This window comes from Spirosoma harenae (assembly GCF_054776975.1).
On sequence record NZ_BAAHBD010000006.1, the window covers coordinates 48,932 to 70,197 of the forward strand.

Below are 21,266 nucleotides of genomic sequence, written 5' to 3' on the forward strand. Positions count from 1 at the left end.
TCTAAACAACAATACAATGTTCTCTTCAACAAAAATTACGTTTTCGTCGGGTTGCCCGGCAGACTCTGTTTCCAGTATAAGCCTTCGTCGCTTCTTCCTATTCTTTGTGCTAGCTAGCCTCTATCTTACGGGCTGCAAAAAGGATAAAATTGACCCAATACCTACGCTGGTAGCTAATGCTGGTACTGATCAAGCTGTTCAGGTAGGCCAACTCGTAACCCTCGACGGAACAGCTTCCCGCGACGCTCAGGGAGCGCCCCTCACCTATCAGTGGACGTTCATTCGCAAACCTGCCAAGAGCGCTGTCACCATAACAGCTCCAACAACCGCCAAACCAACATTCAAGCCGGATGAAGTTGGCGAATACGAACTGACGCTTACAGTGTCGAACGGCAAAGAGACGCATTCCGATAATGTACTGATTTCAGCATCGGTAGCGCAGCCCATCGCAATCAGCGCGGATATTACCGTACAAACGGTGCTGGAAGATCGCATTCTGAACCCCGCCCTACCGGATTACATCGTCACGAAAAGCATTGCGGTCAAACATCAATTGACTATCAAACCCGGTGTAGTCATTGCCTTCGAGCGCGACGTTCGATTCGACATCAATGCCAACGGTGGTCAGTTGATTGCTCAGGGTACCGCCGACCAAAAAATCCGTTTCGATGGTGTTAATCAGACCAAAGGTTTCTGGACAGGAATCATGCTTTTCTCAGGAAGCAGCGCTAACGTACTGGAGTATGTAGAAATCCGCAATGCTGGTAGTCAGACGCTTCTCGACAACAAAAAGGCAGGACTGGTTCTATTTAAAGAAAGCCAGTTAGCTGTGAAAAACTCACTGTTCGCTCAAAACAATGGCTATGGTCTGTTCGTAGCTGAAGGGGCTCAATTACGCGAACTCTCGACGAACTCATTTCAAAGCAATACTGAAGCCGGTATTCTTCTCTCCACTGACAACGTCGCTAAACTGGATGCAGCGTCGACATTTACGGGTAATAATGGCCGTAACGTAGTCGAAATTAACGGCGATTATATTGGCGAAACAGGCCAGCGCAATGAAATAATCTGGGGTGGATTTACCGACAAAACGCCGTACCGAATCCTGAACGATGTAGCCGTACGGTCGGCCTGGAAACTGAATCCAGGTGTAACTGTTGAGCTGGGCCGCGATGTGTCGATTCACATCAACGAGTCGGGCTACCTGAATGCGAAAGGAACAGATACACAGAAGATTCGCTTCTCGAGCGTGGGTAATACAGCGGCTTACTGGAAAGGAATTCTTTGCCTGTCGCCAAGTACGCAAAACGCTATTGAAAACGCCGAGATTCTAAACGCCGGAAGTACGCCATTAGCCGCTGGTAACCGAGCCAACCTACTACTCTATGGTGATAACGTTACGATGTTGGTTCGTAAAACGCTGATCAGTGGTAGCGGTGGTTATGGAATTTATGTGGGTTCCGGTGCCGAACTCAATGCCGATGCAGCAACCAGCAACACATTTAATCAAAACGCTCAGGCCAACGTAGAACGCGAAAACTAGCGCAGAGCCATGTCTACTCACTCTTTTTTCCTATCAGGCATAGCCCTGCTAACTTGCCTACTTATAGGGTGTAAACACGATTCCGAACTTGTTGTCGCACCCATTACTCCGACCTACGCTATTGGCGAGCCTACGAGTCCTCAAACGACCTTCACTGTTACGCCAGCCGGGGGCGAATTCAGGTCTCCCGATCAGTCGGTCAAATTGATTATTCCTGCTGGGGCTGTTAGCAAAGAAACTCAAATCAGTATGCAAGCCGTTGAAAATACGGCCCCTGCTGGCACTGGACCGAGTATTCGACTGCTTCCACATAACATACAATTTGAGCGTCCTGTCACGATTCAATTCTCGTATGCCAAACAAGAAAGCATGCCCGAAAACACATTGGGGCTAGGACTGGCTTTTCAGGAGGAAACCGGCATCTGGCGATTTGCGGCTAAACCCGTCGTGGACCAGACCGCAAAAACAGTTTCGGTCGCAACGACTCACTTCAGCGATTGGGTAATGGCCCATTATTACAAACTCATTCCGGTAAAAACGTCCGTTATGGCGGGTGAAGACGTAGCACTACAGGTCGTAACGTATTTTGCGGATGACTTACTCGCTCCGTTAATTATTCCTGAGAAAAAGCGACCTATGGGCGATGCGGTTCCTTTAGATCCCAAATACATCAAAAACCAAGGTAAAGGATCAGCCTGGACGCTGGGCGGCATCGGTACATTAACGGCGATAGGTTCTGGAGCAACGTATGGATCACCGAAATCCGTCGCGAAACCAACGCAGGTAAATGTCATGGTAGAACTAAACAATCCAAATCCGGACGATCCAGGAAAACACTGGTTGGTATCGACTATTACCGTCGTACCTACAGGAGGAACCATTTATCGCATCAACGGCGGTGTCTGGGAATTCGCGGAAAGTGCATCCGTGATCAAAATGAATCAGGACGTATTTACGATTACCTCTCCTCATCCTGAGAAAGAATTTCACTTTACACTCACCTGGAAAGGGGGCGTTGGCACTCATCCCTGGAACACACAATCAGATCCTACCCCAGACCATGCGAACGTGGTTCAATTAATTGATCATCAGGTTGGGCTAGCCTCCTGGTGGTATGATGAACAGGAAGGATTTTTAAATAGTGAGGGAGGAATTATTATCGAAGATTTGGGCGAGAAAGACGGGTTTGTCAAAGGAACATTTCGGGCAACGTCAGCCGGAATTTTCAACCTCAAGACCGGCAAAATGCTGGAGAAGACCACAATTGAAGGATCGTTTAAAGTCAAGCGCTTATTTTGAGAATAACCTGTTTACAAAACGCGTCAATCGCCCTAAAAACATGGATTTTCGGGCGATTGACGCGTTTGTTAATATCCTGATATACTGCTTATCGCTGTAGTATTTCACCGTCTATGATCAAAATAAGCGTAGAAGTTGTTTAGTTTTATAACAAAATAGCCCAAACATATGACACTTGTTCTGGAGACTCAAAATAAAGCCGACTACCAGCTCTTTATTGAACTGGCTAAACGTCTTCAGATTGCTTACCGAGAGGAGCCGCAATCACTAGAGGAGTTAGCGTCAACGGAAGATGACTTCTTCGCATTGGCAGGGAGTTGGCAGAGTGACCAATCTACTGACGAATTAATTCACCTTATCGAGTCTACCCGTACGACCAAAACAGACGACTTACGGCTCTAAATGTATTTGCTAGACACCAATATTCTGATCCATCACTTAAACGATAGACATGGAATCAGTCAGAAAATCCGCGAAATAGGGTTTGCAAATTGCTTCATCTCTGAAATTAGTATCCTTGAACTTTTGTATGGAGTAGCTAATAGCAGCCTAGCCAAACGAGTTGAAAATCGGGCAAAAGTCCAAGCATTAGAAAATTCGCTAAAAGGTCGAATCATCCCAATTCGTTTAGCATTTGACGCATTTGCAGAACAGAAAACAACCCTGCGCCAACAAGGATTACTTATTAGCGATTTCGATTTATTGATTGGAAGCACCGCCCTTGTTCATGGCTATACACTCGTTAGTGTTAATACCAAAGAAATGCAACGAATAGAAGGGTTAAAGTTAGAAAACTGGGTTGCGGCTTAATTGAAGCCAACAAGGTAATCAGAGACTGACTCAAAAATCAATATCTGTCAGTTCGAAATTCTGTTTGACTCGGATGGTTCCGTTTTCTTCGGTACCCGGTGCGTAGATAATTCGTTCGGGCTGAATTCCTTTCTGAACATTCCCGATATCGCGCTTGCGATTACCGTTGCCATCGATAATCAGTCGAATCCTATACATACCCGGCTTCAATCGCCCGAAGCTGTAATTAGGCGTTCCGTAGACTGATCGGACAACTTTGTATTTTTCATCTAATAATTCGACAATAATCTTATTTCCCGCGGCCCCAACAGTGGCTAGACTTACCCGTCCGGCGAGCAATCCATAGTCGTCATCTGTGGCGATTGTATAACGAGCTGAATACCGGGGCAATGTATCGCCTTGAACACTAATGAAGGACCCTTTCTTTAACCTGAAAAGCAAACTATCCTTTAGGGTCGTTTTCTGCTTGATTACCAATCGGGAGAAATTATTACTCCAAACCAGATCAGCAGCTGAAAATTTGAGCGGCTTTGTACTGTCAGGACCGACAATAACCTGATCCATATGATATTGCAGTACAGGTTTGTTGAATGTCAGTGTAAATTCCAGATTATTATCAATCGGATCACTGGTTGGCGGACTCACTTGCACACTTAAGCCCGTTCGGTTTTTAGCTCGGGTTTTTAGGGGCGAAAAATAAACGCGCTCCCGCAATTCCGTCACGTTGCCCACGGAATCTTCGGCCATAATCGTTACATGAATTGTATCATCAGCAGCTCGATTGGCTGGCCGGAACAACCGAATCATCTTCGGGCTTTCCAGAAACGAAATCAACGTATCTCCTGATGAAGCTGACGAGGAATTTGCTACCGTCGTCGTTGCTTTTGTGGTCGATGTTACGGTTGATGAAGTCGCGGAGGTAGAGGCAGCCGACGTAGATGTGGCTGTAGTAGCCGTAGCCGATGTAGACACGGGTTTTCCGAATCGGATAGTGTACCCAGCAATAGCACTGCTTAATTCCAGACCAAGCGTTTCATCCGTACGCTCCCGCCGACTAATGCGCGGCTTGCCATATCCGCGAAAGGCTACCAGGTTGATATCGGTATAATTCCGGTTCAGGTTCAACACACTATCTCGAAAAGCCACTCGCTCACCGGGCGTATTATTCACCAAATTCAAGTCCTTATCATCGAACCCATACACTTTATAAGGCCCAGCTTTCACGTTTTCGATTCGGAAATTGCCGTTGCTATCCGTCCGGGCAAAATACTGCGGACGTTTTCGATTGATGGGCAGCGTATCATTTGGACCAAATAGCCCAACGACAAAACTCAACAGCGGTGTCCGACTTTCATCATCGACCACATTACCCGTCAGGTAGAGCGAATCGATTACTGACCCTGTACTGAATACCACCTTCGTATCTTTGGCAATGTTCCGCTCGGTAATATCTTTGATGCCGTCGGCGAAGTCGATGGTATACGTTGTGTTCTTGAGAAATGGCTTGTTAAAATTCAGTCGAATACCCTTCGGAAGCGATTTTACGACGAACGTATTGCTGTCCTGCGGGGTGATCGTAATTTTTTGCTGAAGATTTTCACTGTTCACGTACTCATCAAACTCCAGTTCAACGAACTTGCCATCGTAATTCAACTGCCGGTTGGCTGGCATACTGCTCACTAACTTGGGCGCCAACGTATCTTTCTTGCCACCAGGGGGTTGAGCAACCTGTGCACAGTTCTGCAGAAAAATCGGGAGAGCCAGTAAAAGAAAAAAAACGAAATGGCGAAACGTCATATTGGGTGTAATCAGATTACAAAGGTAAACGTCCGTTCATCGTTTAAGCGTACCGATTGACATAAAATGGATGGTGTCTTCGTTACGTTCTATAGAAATTTAAGAAATTTTAACCATTCATGATTTGTACCCGTTTTTGCGCACTGCTGTTCTTCATTGCTTCGCTCGGCGGATTGGTGGCCTGTTCCAGCTCTACCGATAAGCTGGACGAGCAAATTAGCGATGCGCTGGATGACAACACCATCGACGTAGCCGAAGCCGATGCGCTCCGGGTTTTTATTGGCCAGGAAAGCAAAGAATTAGGCAAGGACAAGAAAACCGTCGCGTTGCTAACGCCCGATGGAAAGCTGGATGAATCGGCATTAGTGGCCTACATCAAGCGCAATCGCACCTATCGAAAGTTAGCGAAAGACGGTAAAAACCCTACGATCAACTTATCGGGCGCAGCTACTTCGGGCAAACCACTTCGGCTGAAACTCTACCTCGAAGCCAGCGCCAGTATGTTTCCGTACGATGCGCCCAATGGCAATGGTGCCTTTAAGCGAACACTCAATAATGTACTGACGCAATTTGACGCGGTGAATCCCAATCAGGGGAAACTGTTTGTGGTGAATACCGAAGTCAACGACTTAGGTTTATCGCTGTCGCAGTTTTTTAAGGAGCGCGACATTTTTACGGTCGCCAAAACCAAAGGAAAAACAACCAGCACCGATTTTGAAGGCATTTTCAGCGACATCCTCAAAAACACGTCTGGCGACGATCTGAGCGTGCTGGTTTCCGACCTGATCTATTCAGACCCCAGCCTGACAGGCATGAGTGCGCAGAAAACGCTGGATGCCGCCAGTTCCTTACTAACTACGGTATTTAACCCATACGCTAATACGCATTCGATGCTGGTTATCAAGCTCAAAAGCGATTTTGATGGTACGTATTATAGCTGGAACAATGCGAAGAAAAAGTACGCTGGCGAACGTCCTTATTACCTCTGTCTGATTGGCCGCAACGAAGCGATGCAGCGATTGTATCAGGATCAAACCTACCAAACCATTCGACGTTTTGAGCAATTACCAGGCTATCAGGATTCCTGGTTTTTCGGTCGAGATGACAAAGCTGTGACGCCGTTTTATAGCATTCTGGTAACCGATCCAGCCCGGAAAGGGCGCTTTAAACGGTCGGCTGAAGAAGTAAAAAACCATTCCAAAGCGATTCATTCGCTGACCGATATACAACCTGATGTGACGGATAAAAGCCTAACCATTCCGGTAGCTGTCGATTTATCCGCTTTGCGCGTCCCCGCTAGTTTATTGACCGATGCCAGTCAATATGCGGTGTCGGGGAAAGATAATTTCCGAGTATCGGCGGTTCAGTCGTACGCAGGGGCAAACGGCACCACACACAAGCTGTTACTAACGACCGATAAGCCCGCTCGGGGTGAACGGACCGCAACCATTCGGCTTCGTCGCGAGTTTCCTCCTCGATGGATTACCAACACGAACACGACTAATGACCTATCACCCGATGCCAGCTCAACATTCGGCCTCCAAAACCTATTACAAGGCGTCGAACGAGCCTACAATCCCAACAATCAAACCGACTACTTTACACTAACAATCAATTTAGAATGAGAGAATGGTAGAATGATTGAATAGGGTTTTCGCCAATATTATTCACTCATTCTACCATTCTCTCATTCAATCATTGGACTATGGAAGAATCGCTTTATAATTTTTACAACCTGTTCGTAAACAGCGCGTTGCTTGAAGATTTATATCAGGAAGAGTTGCTCTCTCCACTTACTCTGACGGCCATTGGTATCTCGCTCGTCGTTGCGTTTGCCTTCTACATCTGGCCTTTCAACAAAGTGAGTTTCAGCGAAATGAGTAGCTGGTTACTAATGATGGGTGTAAGTTCCATCTTTGTGTTTATCATTACACTGGTCACCTGTTACCAGAAAGCAGGGCAGGATATTCCACGCGACGAAGCCGATCCCGACCAAGGCACACTTTTCGATCAGGGAATCAGCGTTTTCCTAAGCTATGCCTTCGAGATGGCCCTTCTGACCGTCATCATTTTCTTCATCATCTCGATGGTGATGAAAAATTTCAGTAAAAATGCCAAACACCGGCCCATGTTGTGGCCATCAAAATGATAAAAATTAATGGCTAAACTATTTGTCTTCGCGATTGGCGGAACGGGCTCGCGGGTGTTGAAAGCACTCACGTTTTTGCTGGCCTCTGGCGTGAAATTGAACAATACCGACGAGATCATTCCGATTGTATTAGACCCCCATGCAACCAACGACGATCTGTTGCGCACAAAAGATTTACTGCGGGAATACAGCAACATTCGCGCAAATCTGCAAACCAAGCCAACATCGGGTTTCTTTAGTACAGAAATCAAAACCCTAAATCGCTCCATTGGCGGCAATGCTACGATTGCGGATAGCTATGTATTTGAATTACAGGGCGTCCAACAGGAGAAGTTTCGGGATTACATCAATTACGAAGGGCTGGACGCGCCTGCCAAAGCGTTTGCGAGTCTCCTGTTTTCGGAAGAAAATCTGGAAACGAAAATGGACATTGGCTTCGTCGGCAATCCAAATATTGGAAGTACAGTTCTGAATCAGTTTCGCTATTCCGATGTATTTCAGGCCTTTGCGGAGAACTTCGGCGCGAACGACCGCATTTTTATCGTCAGTTCAATTTTTGGGGGAACGGGTGCGGCAGGTTTTCCAATTCTGCTAAAAAACATTCGGGGAGCACAGTCGCTGGGGCAGATTCCTAATCCGGCGTTTCTGCGCGATGCGAAAATTGGTGCCGTCACGGTGATGCCGTACTTCAGTCTGACGACCAATGAGAATAAACTGATTGATCCAGCTTCGTTCATCGCCAAAACCAAAGCAGCGCTGAACTATTACCAGAAAGGTGTGAATCCGTCGGTCAACGCTTTGTATTACATCGGCGATGATCAGACGAAAGCATACACCTACGATCCGGGTGCGGGCGGGCAAAAAAACGAAGCGCATTTTGTGGAAATGGCGTCGGCTTTAGCTATAGTCGATTTTATGAATACCGACGATAGTAGCTTAGCCGTTTCCAATGGTCGGCCTGTGAATCCGGTGTTTAAAGAATTTGGCATTGAGCAGGATGGCATTAGCATCCAATTGGGAAATCTGGCAGCGGCCACCAAACAACTGATCAGCTTGCCGCTATCGAAAATGGCCCTGTTCAGTACGTATCTAAGCCAGCGTCTTCGTCAGGCGGCCGGCACGGTACAGTGGTCCAAAGCGAATCCGACCATTTCGACGTCTTTTCTGAATTCGTCGTTTTTCAATAGCGTCAAAAACTTCGATGCGGCTTTCCGGCAATGGCTTACCGAGATGCGCGAAAACAAACGCTCGTTCGAACCGTTCCTGCTCGATGCGGGCAATCTCGGCCATACCGTTCGCGGGTTCGAGCCTAAGAAGCGAGGTATTTTCGGCGGAGAATCGGATGTGAAACTCGACATCGTGGACGACTTCGACCAGATGCTCAACAAGACTGCCGAAGGAAAAGCTTACGGCAGCGAAGCCGACAAATTCATTCAGTTATTTTCGGAAGCCACCGACCAGTTTGTTCGGGAGAAGCTACCTAAAGTGCTTGATTATTAATTGTTCAATGTTTCGGGTTTCAAGTTTCACGTTCGTCTTAGGCTAACCTGAAACTTGAAACCCGAAATCTGAAACAGAAAAGATGCCAACAACATTCAGCCTACATAACCCGGTACCGGGATTGCACTGGTACGTTAGTAAACCGTTCGGCACGGATCAAATTGCGGCTATTCGCGATCCACAAGGCGGTCAGACGGTCAAGCAACCGACATCGATTCCCAGCCCATTTGCCCGAATGGACTTAGTCCGGTCGGCGTTCCTGAATCTGGCACTTAAGCCGGATCTGAGCGGTACCGTGAACGACCAGCGTATCGTATCCGACGCGCTCGACGTGGGCGAATTATTTTTCAACTACGACAAGCTCAAAACCTACGTTACGATCACCCCATTTGATATCCGCACCGATCTCGAACGGCTCCGGCAATCGACTAACCTAGGGCATAAACGACTGGGCGATGCGCTGAAATTGTTCCTGGATCAGGACGCACCGGAATACAATTTTGGCGATATCAGCCGTCTGTTTGTGCTGAATTATCGCGGTCGCGTAGTTGGTGGAACGTCGCCGAAAACGCTGTTTTTTAGTTCGGGGAATGACCTGAGTTGGGTTGATGTATCAATGGGGAACGACCGTCTTTTCGATTCGTCGGTTTGCCCGTTATATCAGCGCGATATTGAGTACCAAAAATTCTGGTATGCGATTAAGCAATTCATGCCGAATTTCCGCGACCGTTTCCGCGAGGTTGACGATTACCTGAACCGAAGTCGAGCGTTATTACAGCAGCATAATCCGGGCCTGTTTTACGAACATATTGAATCCCATAACGGCCAGCCATTACTGACGCGCGAGAAGTTCGATCAGGATTTCGATGAGTTAACTACTGGACCAGGCGACATTGTTGAAGTATTGGGTTTTCCACTTCGCAAGAAGAAATCCGACTCACGCGCTATTGGTCAGGTCAGCGATTTCATCATCAAGTCGGATAAATATAATCGGATTTATGGGAGTTCCCTGCCGCGCCCGATGGTGTTGCAGAACCGCTTTTTCCGGCAGTTTACCTACGTACCACAAACGCTGTGGAATTCGAATACTCCTGTCCCCTATTACGCTCGTGAATCATGGCGGGATAATCAGCGACCGTTACCGGGTCAGCCGGGAAATTACCCCTGGCTCACTGTCAGCGATTTCCTGGAGCCGTACCTGATTCGACTTCCTTTCCCAACCGATCGGGGTCGATTCTTCGACGGAAATCTGCAAACGCCCGCAACCGACAAAGGCTTTCTGTTACCACTGAAAAAGGATTTCTTCGATTTCTTCGACGTCGACGATTTGTTCAATGGACGCGTTCGACTGAAGATGACTCCGCAAAGTGGTGGCATTGCCGTTACGCTCGACATTCCTGTTACAGCGCCTAGCCAGCCCGGCAATCAGTTCGTCACGTTCGAGCGTTTGTATAGCACCACGGCTGGCGGATCAAGTGCGCCAAATGAGCTGACGAACGAGGGCATTATTGTTGAAAATTCGTTCACGGTTAATATCTATCCGTTTGTTCGCTCCGGCGCTGTAACCGTTCCTGCCGACTATCGGGTTCAGTTAATCGAGTCGGGTTTTGACAGCCAGAATCAATATGAACTAACGTATTTCGGTCAGCAGAGCAATGCTGAGATCACTATTGAATCGAAGCATCAGCGCACCGTTCGTCAGCAGAATACCGACGGATCGAGCGTGTATTATGTACTGCGAAATGAGTTCGATTACCTGCAAGCGCACATTCGCGGAGATGGCAAAGAGATGAACGGTCTCCTGATTCCGCGCTGGCAGATTTATAATGGCGGTAGCAAGCAGTTCGAATTTTCGGTCGATTTTGGCACGACGAACACACACGTTGAATACAAAGTAGACGGTGGTTCACCACGACCGTTCGATGTGGCTGAATTGACTCCACAAGTCGCTACGTTAGTCGCTCCGGCGCAATATAATCCGGCGTTATTTGAGCTGTTTTTGCTCTACGATCTGGAATTTGTACCACCAACCATTGGCCCCGGCAAGCCCGACAATTTCCCGACGCGCACCGCGATTGCGGAGCCAATGAACCTGAGTTTCAATCAGCAAACGCAGGCCTTGGCTGACTTCAATATTCCGTTCTACGTTGAGCGTCAACCAGCAGGTTCCAACCGCATTACGACCAACCTAAAATGGGCCAAAACCAGCGATCAGACTGAACGTCGTGTAGAAGCGTTCCTGGAAGAATTGCTGATGCTCATTAAAAATAAAGTATTGACGGAAGGCGGTAATCTGGCAAACACAACTGTTTACTGGTTTTTCCCGGCCAGCATGACACCCGGTCGCGTTAGTCAACTACGGGCCGATTGGCAAACGCTCTACGACCGTTACATTGGCGGAGCAGCCGGACGGTTGCGTGAAGTTTCCGAGTCTGTCGCTCCGTTCTATTATTACAAGCAGAATCCAACCCTGAGTGCCTCCGCCCGACCCGTTATTAATGTTGACATTGGCGGTGGTACGTCGGATGTCGTTGTGTATGAGCGCAATGAGCCGAAACTCCTGACTTCCTTCCGATTTGCCGGAAATGCCATTTATGGTGATGCGTTCAGCGAATACGGGGCAGCCAGCCATAACGGTTTCGTCCGCAAATACGCGGATCGCATACAGACGCTGCTCGACAGCCAGAGCCTTGGTAATCTGAGCGATAATAACCGACGAATCCTGGATACGAATCGCTCGGAAGATATTATGGCGTTCTGGTTCTCGATTGAAAAAAGTAACGATGTGAAAGCCAAAAGCATGCTGTCGTTCAACGGGATGCTGGCGAAGGATGAAGACTTGAAAGTGGTTTTTGTGCTCTTCTACACGGCGCTGCTCTATCACATTGCCCGGTTGATGAAACACAAAGGAATCAACTTACCAGGAGCAATTACCTTTAGTGGAACGGGTTCTAAACTACTGACAATCATTAGCTCCGACGATCAGATGCTGGGCAAACTGGCGCGGGTGATTTTCGAGAAAGTGTATGAGCAAACGTACGATGCCAGCGGTTTGACGTTGTTCTACGAACGCAAAGGACCAAAGGAGGTAACCTGCAAAGGGGCGCTGATGCAGCCCGCCAACAACCGCCCGGTCGATACGGAAGCAATCAACTATGTGTATCCAGCCACGTTCAACGATGAGTATCCAACCCTGAGTTACGCAGATCTGCGTAAACCAGAAGTGACCGACTCGTTGCTTAAGGAAACCAATGCGTTCATCGATTTCTTCTTTGCCGTGAATCAGCAGTTTAGCTTCGCCAGAAATCTGAACGTATCCTCCCGCTCACTGGTCGTGGCACAGCAGGAATTGCGGACGCATCTGGATACATCGCTCATGGATGGCATTCAACGCAAAGAAGGCGATCTGATGGCCGAATACAGCGGTATGACCGATGCGTTGGGTGCTCCGATTGAAGAAACGTTGTTTTTCTATCCGCTAATCGGTGCGATCAATAAACTGGCCAACGCGCTAGCATAGACAACTATTTTTTGTCATGCTGGCTCCCCGTGTCTGTGTCCTCACAGGTGCCCTGCCGAATGGTAGACGTTGCTAACGCACGGGTGTCTGCGAGGACACAGACACGGGGAGTTTAATCTTAGTTCTAGTTCTGACAACATTATGCGAACAACTCCCCTTTTCTTAACCTTACTAAGTTTACTCGCATTCGCAACGTGTACTGTTGCCCAAAATGCCAATCAGGCGGCTGTTGATACGTTGACAAAGGACGTTGCCAAAACCGTGTTTGCGGCTATTAATCAGCCGAAAGCACAGGATATTTATGACCAGCTTTTAGATTGTGGCGACGGCTGCGATCCGCAAACGATTATCCGATCGGTTGGTGGTTGGGACGCGGTCGGGGCAAAAATGGAAGAGCTGAGTATGCTGAAAAACACAGCTGCCTTTGCCGCTATGTCATCTGCGGATGCCTACGCGGCAATTCGCAGGCAATTAGCTCAATTTTACGCCCGTTATAAGAACGATAATAATTACGGTAAACCACTTAGTCCAGCTGTACAACTGGCCATCTTACAAAAAATTGATGGTTTACTGCCCCCTAACCAAGAGTCAGAAACCGCACCAACAGCTGCCGCTCCCGCCCCTACACAAGATGGTAGCCTAGGAGACACTACAGACGTTGATCCGACGTTGTTCCGGCTGTCGCAGTTAGAAAAAGAGCTAAAAGAACGGAACGACAAAGATCTTTGGACAATGATTTTATATGCGATTGGTGGTTTGCTGGCTGGTGGAGGAGCCGTTTATTTTTTACTTTATCGGACGGCACTAGCCGAAATCAACGCCTTACAGGATGAAAACAATCGCGTACGAAATGCTTTAGAAACCGCTCAGCGAGCAAAATCTGGGAATGATGTGAATAGCATTCGGACGGATTACCGACAGAAAGCTTCGGCTTATGACGCAATTGTTGCAGAATTAGGGGGTGAAAACCCGTTGATTGCCATCCGACAGCTGAAACAGCAGGCCGGCAGTAAACGAACAGAAATCCCACCCGTTTCTCGTTCCGGCGAACCAACCGTTGAGCCCAAAACGAAGCCTACTACGCCACCTGAGCCTATTCAGACGCAAACAGCTTTACCTCCACTGCCACCGCTCGAGCCGCTTCCCCCACTCAATCGTTCTGAAGTATTTTATTTTCCCCCACCCGATCCATCCGGGCAGTTTGATCTTTCTCAGAAGGCTAGCGCACTGTCGCCCGAGTCGGCTTATCGGTTTAGTGTAAATGCAGATAATCCGTCTGTTGCTACTTTTCGATTCGAAGCGGAGCCAAGTCGCCTGGCGCGTTTTTTGACCTATCGGAATTATATGATCGAGCCTGCCTGCGAAAGTGAAAACAGCTATAGCACCGCTTACACCCGAATTTCTATGCGCCGGGATGGTGAAGCCGTACTCGAAAACGGTGTCTGGCGAGTGAAAACGAAGGCGCTAATTCGATACGAATAGAAGCACTAACTATTTTTGTCATTCTTCACTACGTTCAGAATAACAAAATTTGATTTACTCAGCTTTATTACTTCATAATCGTTAATTCGTCCACTACTTTTTCGTTGGCGTCATACACGGTATATTTCAGTGTTTTCCCGTCAATTTTCATGTATTGATAAAAGGGGCCGTTTTTATAGCGAACTTGGGCATAGTCGGCATCAGGCCAGATTTCGTGTTCGCTGGGTATACCAATGGAAATAGCATAAATCGTACCCTGCGCTGGTGTCGCAACGGGTTTTTCGGCAAACATCGGCTTCGTTCGCTGGTAATAATGCACATGTCCGCTCATGACCATATCGACGTGGTATTGATCGAATAGCCGACACCATTCCCTACGGATGTCGGCGTAATCTTCCTCAAAATTGTAGGGAGGGAAATGAAAAAAGGCGAATTTCCATTCCGCTTTTGAGGTAGCAAGTTGTTCCTTGATCCAGGTCGTTTGCGCTTCAATCTGTGCTGTAGCGTCGATCATCAGGAAGAGCGCATTTTGATAGGTAAATGCATACGTTTGTTCGGTAGGAACCTCTGGATGAGCAGGGCCATTCTTGGGCAAACTGAACATTTCCTGATACATCCACGCGCCCAATCCATCCTGACTGTCGTGATTTCCAGGAATCGGCAATAGCGGTTTATAGCGAAAAATGTTGCCTGAATGCTGCCAGAGTTCATCCCATTCGTTTCGATGCAGTCCGGTACTAACCAGATCTCCAGCAATCGAGTAAAAGGCAATATCTGAATGTCGAGCTATTGTTTTTCGGGCCATAGCGCCCCAGTCCGGCGATTTATGCGTGTCGCCAAACCAGATAAACGAAAAGCCATCGGACGTTAATGATTGCGTTTTAAAGGAAGCCGGAGCTGACCATTGGCCTATTTTTGAGCCTACCCGATACGCATACGTTTCGCCCGGCTTTAAACCTGATAACTGCCCCGTAAACCGATTCACATAGCGATCATTCTGCAATAAGCGATCTTCCATCCGAAAAATAGATGCCTGTTTGGATAGCGTATCCGTCGTGCCTTTTACCCAATATTGCACCCAACCGTCTTTAACCGAAGCCGTCGTTCGCCATTGAATGTCCTGTGTGGTAGCCGGATCATTACTCCACGTGAGCAAAATCTGATCGGGCTGTTCCTGTGAGGGTGTATTAGTTTTTCGGAATGCACCAATTAGGTGCGCTTCTCTGGCCCGTCCGCGAATCGTCTGGAACAGTGTCTGTCCACGTAACGATGCTGGCACTTCTGTCAACGTTAAGTCACTCCAGTCGTGGTAGGTGAACGCACCGACACGCATTGTATCGAACGTTTGATGCGCTGGATAAACGTTTGAAATAGTTACTTTATCGCCCGGTTTTTGCGCGCCTACACTGATGAAATACACAGGGCGGTGTTTATCGAATCCATTGATACCGAGCTGTATTTTGCCGGGCTGAAATGCTTTCTGCCACACTTCGTAAGTATATTCTTCATTTTTCACGAGCAGATCGGTTTTTCGAAAACCACTTTCGTTCAGCCAGAATGGTAATACTTTCTGATCCTGATGCCGCATAAGCGAAACGGTTACAGGCACATCAACCTCAAATGTCCAATATTGGGTAGCCAGTATTTTTTTCTCCGAATCACTCAGAAAATGAAGTACATACGCATGGCTAATCGTATCCAGTTGCTCTGGTTTTAGCGTAGTATACAGACGAGTAACCGCTCCATCCATTACTTCTTTGACCGATGCCGGAGCCGATTCCTGACTGGTTTTACAGGATAAACAACTGAAAATAGCTAAAACAATTAGATTCGTAACGGAAAAGAAGAGACGCTTCATGGCTTCGTTAGTACCCATTCAACTATGGTTTTTACGTCGTATGTAGACGTACCTTTATACTACTTCCTGGTTTCTGAGAAAGACTATGTGAGTCTGCATAATTCGAAAAGTAGTTAGCACTAACTATTTCGTGACGGAATGTTTGCCTGTAACATTGTGGCTCATTTAATGTCCACTAACAAACCAGAAACACGTTATGATTCGCTCGTCCAAAATCGCTTTCCTCCTTGTCTGCAGCCTCTTCTCGATTGTTTTCCTCAGTTGTAGTATCGAGGAAGCTCCAGTAAAAGAAGAGTCCGAATTAAAAGGAACCTACAATGGTACTGCAACAAATAAGGCCAACAGTAGTGACCAGAAGCCGTTGAGCGTAACGATCACCAGTTCTGACAATCCAGTTGCGGGAACCTACAAACTAAATAACGCTTCGGGAAAAATAACGGGTTCTATCATCGGGACGATTTTAAGTACGACGTTAAAACCCGATGCCGCCGGAACCACCTATACATTTTCGGGCACGTCTGAGAATAACACAACTTTAAGCGGCACCATGACTGGCGTAGAATCCTCGACAACAGTGACGTACAATGTTCTGGCAAAAAAATAGCGATGAGAATCAGTATTTTACGCTATCGAACGTCTATTGATTTGTCAACAAACTCGCTTATATTTAATCTCTTATCAACTTGACAATCATGTCGATTGAGCGCTAAATAACCAAGTATCCACTCAAACATCAACTGGCGAAATGGCAAGGTCTGTTTACGTCTATAGTCAACTGCTGGCTTCTCGATGGGTGTTTTTCGGGTGGATATTCCTTGGTTATTCGGGAGTAAATCTGCTCTACGCGCAAACGGCAGTAGAGCGAAAGGTTCAGCAACTGACTTCGCTTGCCGATAAAGAGGCTGACCCTGCCAAAGCCGAAGCGCTGTATTCCGAAGCCCTGCAACTCCTTCCCAACGCCGACGCGGTACGCATTGCCCGCGCAATTGTTCGTGGCAAACTCGGTCGTTATCCTGATGCCATTGCGGATGCTACGGCTGCGATTGCGCTTGTCGATACAGCTGCTCGTTATTATGCCCAGCGAGGTTATTTATTGGTTCAGGTCAGCGAATATGATCGCGCGGCTGCGGATTACGAACGTGCCATCCAACTGAAACCCAAAGAAGCCAATTTCTACAGTGGTCTGAGCTATTGCCGCGTTAAGCAGAATCGGCTGGCCGAAGCACTTAATATTGCTGAAAGAGGCATTACACTTAATCCAAATTCGCCCTATTCCTATCGAAATCGGGGGCGGGCGCAGTTATACAGTGGCAAAACAGCTCAGGCGATTACTGACTTTCAAACGAGTTTAGACCTTAAACATGGCGAAGCATATCGCGTGCTGACTGATCTGGGCGAAGCGTATGAACGTAAAAAAGACTACGCTCGGGCAGCCGATTATTATACTAAAGCATTGGTCTTAAAACCTGGCTATCCCGATGCTGAAGCGCGGCAGCATGGCCTGCTCCGACAAGGTTTGGTACCATCGAAAACAGGGTCAAATCAGCAAACTTCCGGAACGAATACTACCGGATTGGCTTCTACCTTTACGGGCAAACGGGTCGCGCTGGTGATTGGTAATTCTGAATACCTGAATATCTCTCCACCGTTGCAGGATCAGCCGATCAATGATGCGAAAGCGATTGAGAATCGGCTCAAAGAGTTAGGTTTTTCGACCACACTGGAAACGGATGCCGATGAAACTACGCTTCGTAAAAAACTGACCGATTTTTACGAAAATGCCGCCACTGCCGACGTTGTCTTTTTCTACTTCGCTGGTCACGGGCTCCAGTATAATGGCGCTAATTACCTGCTGCCAACGGACATTGAAGTGCATCCAACCATTCCAAAACGATACGATGAAGATCTGACGAAACATGCGTTTTTACTCACAACACTGATCGAGCAACTACAAAAGAAAAATCCCCGATTCTGCGTCATTATGCTCGATGCCTGTCGCGAAGATCCCTTAAAAAAGATCAAAACGGTTACGCAGGAAGGTATTGATAATCTGGCTCGATTTACCCCACCACCGTTTACTCCCATTGTCGTCGAGAATTTTATTCGTAATTGTTGCGTGGCCCAGGCAACCACTGCCGGAAGTCGGGCCTGGAATGGGCCGGGACGAAACGGCTGTTATACCGAAGCGTTACTACGATATTTGAAAAAAGGGAGTAATCTGGAACAGGCCCTAAAAAATGTCCGTAATGATGTACTCGAAACATCGCAGAAAGCGGGGGCTTTGCAACGTCCTGAGTATCTGAACCAAACTACCGATGATCTTATCTTTTGACGCTATCTGATTCGATCCATACATCATGAAACCGGCATTTTTCCCACTTTTTCTACTGCCTTTATCGCTGGCGTTGCCATCAACAGCGCAAACGACAATGAATGAAGTACCGCTCGACAAAAAAATTGCGAATGCTACGGTTCTCAGCTTTGGGGCACCTTATAAAGAGATGAAGGTTTATCTGGAAGACGATCCGGATGGACGCTATTCAACCATAATGGTGAATAATACCACACTGTTTCTAAAGAAATTCCGCAAGCTCGACAAGGTTAAACAGGAAGACAAAATTATATCGGCAGCCGTTGTGTCCGGCATGAAAGTCGATCTGTATATCGATCATTATCAGCGGAGTCTGAAAAATATAGCAAAAGAAGTAGTGCTTTCCGACAACTATTACGGCCCTGTTACTTTAACGGGTTTGTTTGAGTTGTTAGACGGTCAGCGCGCTTCAGTCGATGGGCAGTTGGCAATTCTCGAAAAGGGTGCTGTACTGTCAGGAAAGAATGAATGGAAGGATAAAAAATTCAACGCCTTTAGTGAACTCCAGCTCGGTTGTGAATTAAGCCTGCATGGCCAGCGGGAAACGGATGGCATTATTTACGTATCGAAAGGCACCGTCAAGCCAGTCGAAGTGGATACCGACGATCAGATGATGCGCAAGGCTGTCGATCTGGGCATGAAGGTCGATAAGAACAAACTTACTATCGGCAAGACCTTCACGAAGACTTTTATTACCGACAATACGCTTCAGGATTATGTTAATAGCGTGGGGCGAAAACTGGTACCGGAATACATACGAACGCTGCCCATCGACCATCCGGATCACATCGATTTTAAATATTATCTGGTCAATGACGAATCGATGAATGCGTCGGCATTCCCGAATGGAACGGTGGTGATTCATACGGGTTTGCTCAGGAATGTGGTTAATGAAGCGCAGTTGGCAGCGATTTTAGGTCACGAAATTGCGCACGTTACGCAGAAGCATCAGGCCAAAAATTTCCGCAATCAGAAAAGCTGGAAAACCATTACGGACGTATTGTCTGTGGCTACAGTAATGGGCACTACAATGCCTAACCAGCCGGCGAATCGGAACAATCGGCAGAACCAGATGGTCAGAACAAACACGCCCAATCAACGGGGTGGAACACCCATAAACGGTGGCTTTCCCATTGCTTTTCTGAACATTATCTCGGAGATGTACGTCAGCGAATACAGCCGTTCGCAGGAGATGCAGGCCGACCGAATTGGGCTGCGCTATATGTACGATGCGGGTTACGACCCGCGCGAAGCGGCCAATACGTGGAAAAAGTTGGCTCAGGATGAGTTAAACGCGAAGCAGGATGTAGCCGCCACAACTATGATGATGCAGATGATGGACGAGCCCACCAAGGCCAAAGAAACATCGGGTAAATCGACCGAAAAACGAGAGTCGATTTATGCATCGCACCCTCGTTCGCGTGATCGATTTAATCACGTTAGCTTTCTGCTGTCAACCGCTTATGCGAATGCCAATTTGAGTACGAAGATGATCAATACCGATCATCACCAGCGTATGCTAAGTCTGCTGAGTAGCTATTCCAGTTCAACGCGTCCATCTACGGCAAAACGGCCTCGACCATGAAATACGCACTGCTGTTTGCAATCTGGATCATTGTACTCCTGACTGGTGTTCCGACAGCTCAGAGTCAGACGCTGCATTTTATTGTTTTCGCCGATACCGACGATCCGACTGTTGGCGGAAATGATATGAAAACCTACAGTTCGCTCACAGGAAACGGCGGATTAGCGCAAACCATTGCCCAATACAGCGGTCTCACCCTGAATATGGCGGGATTCTACGGACCTCGCTTTCAGTCGGTTGAAGTCGATAAAAAATTAGCAGAACTGACGCCGGGCAACGATGATGTAGTGCTGTTTTATTTCGCTGGACACGGATTTAACAGTCGTCAGAATTCGTATCCATCCCTCATTTTTGGGAAAGCCACCGCCGATATTGCTACTATCGACGCATCGGCCCGTAACCTCCGCGAGTTGTATGCGCGTATTCGAGCTAAAAAACCACGACTGACAATTGCCATTGCTGATGCCTGCAACAAAGAACGCACTGATCCACCATCCCCCATCACCAGCGGACGTCCAATTGATGTCATGCCACCAACTAATCTGAGCCCTGACCGAATTAAAAGTCTGTTTAGAAACTGGCAGGGCGGTTTTTTGATGAGCAGTTCGCAACGGAATCAGTTTTCGCATAGTGATCCAAAAGGCGGCTGGATGAGTGTTTCGTTTGAAAACGCATTTCTAGACTGGTGTTCGGCCAATCGAAAAGGGACGCTGACCTGGAAAATGCTGCTCGACGATGTAGTAAAACGAACAGAAGCCACCGCCCGACAAAATCGCCAAACGCAGACTCCACAGTTTGAGCTGGAACTTCTGCCGTTCAGTACTGCACAACCGATTCAACCAACCATCGCAAGCCGTTCTCCGACCTTTAATCGCCCACCCGATGCGCCCTGCCCCCCGCTCAATCAATTTGTGAATGAGATTGCGCTGGCGGGAATTAAGGAAGATATGCCGCTGCTCCGCGACATGAACAATTCGATTAACAGCAATAATGCGAATAACTATGCTGCGTCGTTCTCAAAATTTTACAAGAACCAGAAGCCATTTTACGAAAGTCTGAATCGGATTTTGTTCAATCGAATTAGTGATCTGTCGCCCCGTTGCCAGCAGCAACTCGACAACGATACGAAGTGGGTGAAAGCCAATACGGACGAAGTGAACGAGCGGTATCAGGTTATCCAGAAGTATGCGCAACGACCTAATCAACTCGTTCAGCAGGCTCGCAGCGATTTACCGTCCATCATCCGCCGACTGGAGGAAATACTGGAAAAGTTTGATAAATAGGTTGTTGTTCGTGGGTCAGCTTTGAGAAGTTAACCCTAGTGCACTTCCCATTTAGCGTTCAGACGAATT

15 protein-coding genes are annotated in these 21,266 nt (G+C 47.5%); 13 read left to right on the plus strand and 2 right to left on the minus strand.

What is annotated here, in order from left to right; genetic code table 11:
• Nucleotides 1-16 precede the first annotated feature (16 nt).
• From ACYVE4_RS03955 to ACYVE4_RS03970, 4 genes are all read left to right on the plus strand, one after another.
• A complete protein-coding gene (locus ACYVE4_RS03955; protein ID WP_460995615.1) occupies nt 17-1,543 on the plus strand; it encodes a right-handed parallel beta-helix repeat-containing protein in 1,527 nt (508 codons plus the stop codon).
• Between the two features lie 9 nt (nt 1,544-1,552).
• Nucleotides 1,553-2,842, plus strand: coding sequence for a hypothetical protein (locus ACYVE4_RS03960; RefSeq protein WP_460995616.1), 1,290 nt, complete (start codon nt 1,553-1,555; stop codon nt 2,840-2,842).
• A 168-nt stretch (nt 2,843-3,010) separates the two neighbouring features.
• Nucleotides 3,011-3,244 carry a hypothetical protein gene (locus tag ACYVE4_RS03965; RefSeq protein WP_460995617.1) on the plus strand — a complete coding sequence of 78 codons (234 nt, stop codon included), beginning with the start codon at nt 3,011-3,013 and terminating at the stop codon, nt 3,242-3,244.
• Nucleotides 3,245-3,652, plus strand: coding sequence for a PIN domain-containing protein (locus ACYVE4_RS03970; RefSeq protein WP_460995618.1), 408 nt, complete (start codon nt 3,245-3,247; stop codon nt 3,650-3,652). It abuts the gene before it with no gap.
• Nucleotides 3,653-3,682: 30 nt separating this feature from the next.
• Here ACYVE4_RS03970 and ACYVE4_RS03975 read toward each other — a convergent pair whose 3' ends face one another.
• A complete protein-coding gene (locus tag ACYVE4_RS03975) occupies nt 3,683-5,449 on the minus strand; it encodes an Ig-like domain-containing domain (RefSeq protein ID WP_460995619.1) in 1,767 nt (588 codons plus the stop codon).
• Between the two features lie 119 nt (nt 5,450-5,568).
• Here ACYVE4_RS03975 and ACYVE4_RS03980 point away from each other — a divergent pair, with 119 nt between their 5' ends.
• The 5 genes from ACYVE4_RS03980 (at nt 5,569) to ACYVE4_RS04000 (ending at nt 14,100) form a co-directional block, all read left to right on the plus strand.
• Nucleotides 5,569-7,074 carry a hypothetical protein gene (locus ACYVE4_RS03980; RefSeq protein ID WP_460995620.1) on the plus strand — a complete coding sequence of 502 codons (1,506 nt, stop codon included), beginning with the start codon at nt 5,569-5,571 and terminating at the stop codon, nt 7,072-7,074.
• Nucleotides 7,075-7,154: 80 nt separating this feature from the next.
• Complete coding sequence (locus ACYVE4_RS03985) at nt 7,155-7,598, plus strand: hypothetical protein (RefSeq protein ID WP_460995621.1); 444 nt, start codon at nt 7,155-7,157, stop codon at nt 7,596-7,598.
• 9 nt (nt 7,599-7,607) lie between these two features.
• Nucleotides 7,608-9,098, plus strand: a complete 1,491-nt coding sequence (locus tag ACYVE4_RS03990) for a hypothetical protein (RefSeq protein WP_460995622.1) — start codon at nt 7,608-7,610, stop codon at nt 9,096-9,098.
• Nucleotides 9,099-9,180: 82 nt separating this feature from the next.
• Nucleotides 9,181-12,618: a hypothetical protein gene (locus ACYVE4_RS03995; protein WP_460995623.1), complete on the plus strand. Its 3,438-nt coding sequence runs from the start codon at nt 9,181-9,183 to the stop codon at nt 12,616-12,618.
• A gap of 141 nt (nt 12,619-12,759) precedes the next feature.
• Complete coding sequence (locus ACYVE4_RS04000) at nt 12,760-14,100, plus strand: hypothetical protein (RefSeq protein ID WP_460995624.1); 1,341 nt, start codon at nt 12,760-12,762, stop codon at nt 14,098-14,100.
• A gap of 67 nt (nt 14,101-14,167) precedes the next feature.
• Here ACYVE4_RS04000 and ACYVE4_RS04005 read toward each other — a convergent pair whose 3' ends face one another.
• The gene (locus tag ACYVE4_RS04005; protein WP_460995625.1) at nt 14,168-15,976 is read right to left on the minus strand and encodes a purple acid phosphatase family protein; all 1,809 of its coding nucleotides are present in this window, start codon (nt 15,974-15,976) and stop codon (nt 14,168-14,170) included.
• A gap of 178 nt (nt 15,977-16,154) precedes the next feature.
• Here ACYVE4_RS04005 and ACYVE4_RS04010 point away from each other — a divergent pair, with 178 nt between their 5' ends.
• From ACYVE4_RS04010 to ACYVE4_RS04025, 4 genes are all read left to right on the plus strand, one after another.
• On the plus strand, nt 16,155-16,562 hold the full coding sequence (locus ACYVE4_RS04010) for a hypothetical protein (protein ID WP_460995626.1): 408 nt from the start codon (nt 16,155-16,157) through the stop codon (nt 16,560-16,562).
• Nucleotides 16,563-16,703: 141 nt separating this feature from the next.
• Nucleotides 16,704-18,290, plus strand: coding sequence for a caspase family protein (locus ACYVE4_RS04015; protein WP_460995627.1), 1,587 nt, complete (start codon nt 16,704-16,706; stop codon nt 18,288-18,290).
• A 25-nt stretch (nt 18,291-18,315) separates the two neighbouring features.
• Complete coding sequence (locus ACYVE4_RS04020) at nt 18,316-19,914, plus strand: M48 family metallopeptidase (RefSeq protein ID WP_460995628.1); 1,599 nt, start codon at nt 18,316-18,318, stop codon at nt 19,912-19,914.
• On the plus strand, nt 19,911-21,197 hold the full coding sequence (locus ACYVE4_RS04025; protein ID WP_460995629.1) for a caspase family protein: 1,287 nt from the start codon (nt 19,911-19,913) through the stop codon (nt 21,195-21,197). The genes ACYVE4_RS04020 and ACYVE4_RS04025 overlap by 4 nt, the downstream gene beginning before the upstream one ends.
• The last annotated feature ends 69 nt before the right edge of the window (nt 21,198-21,266 follow it).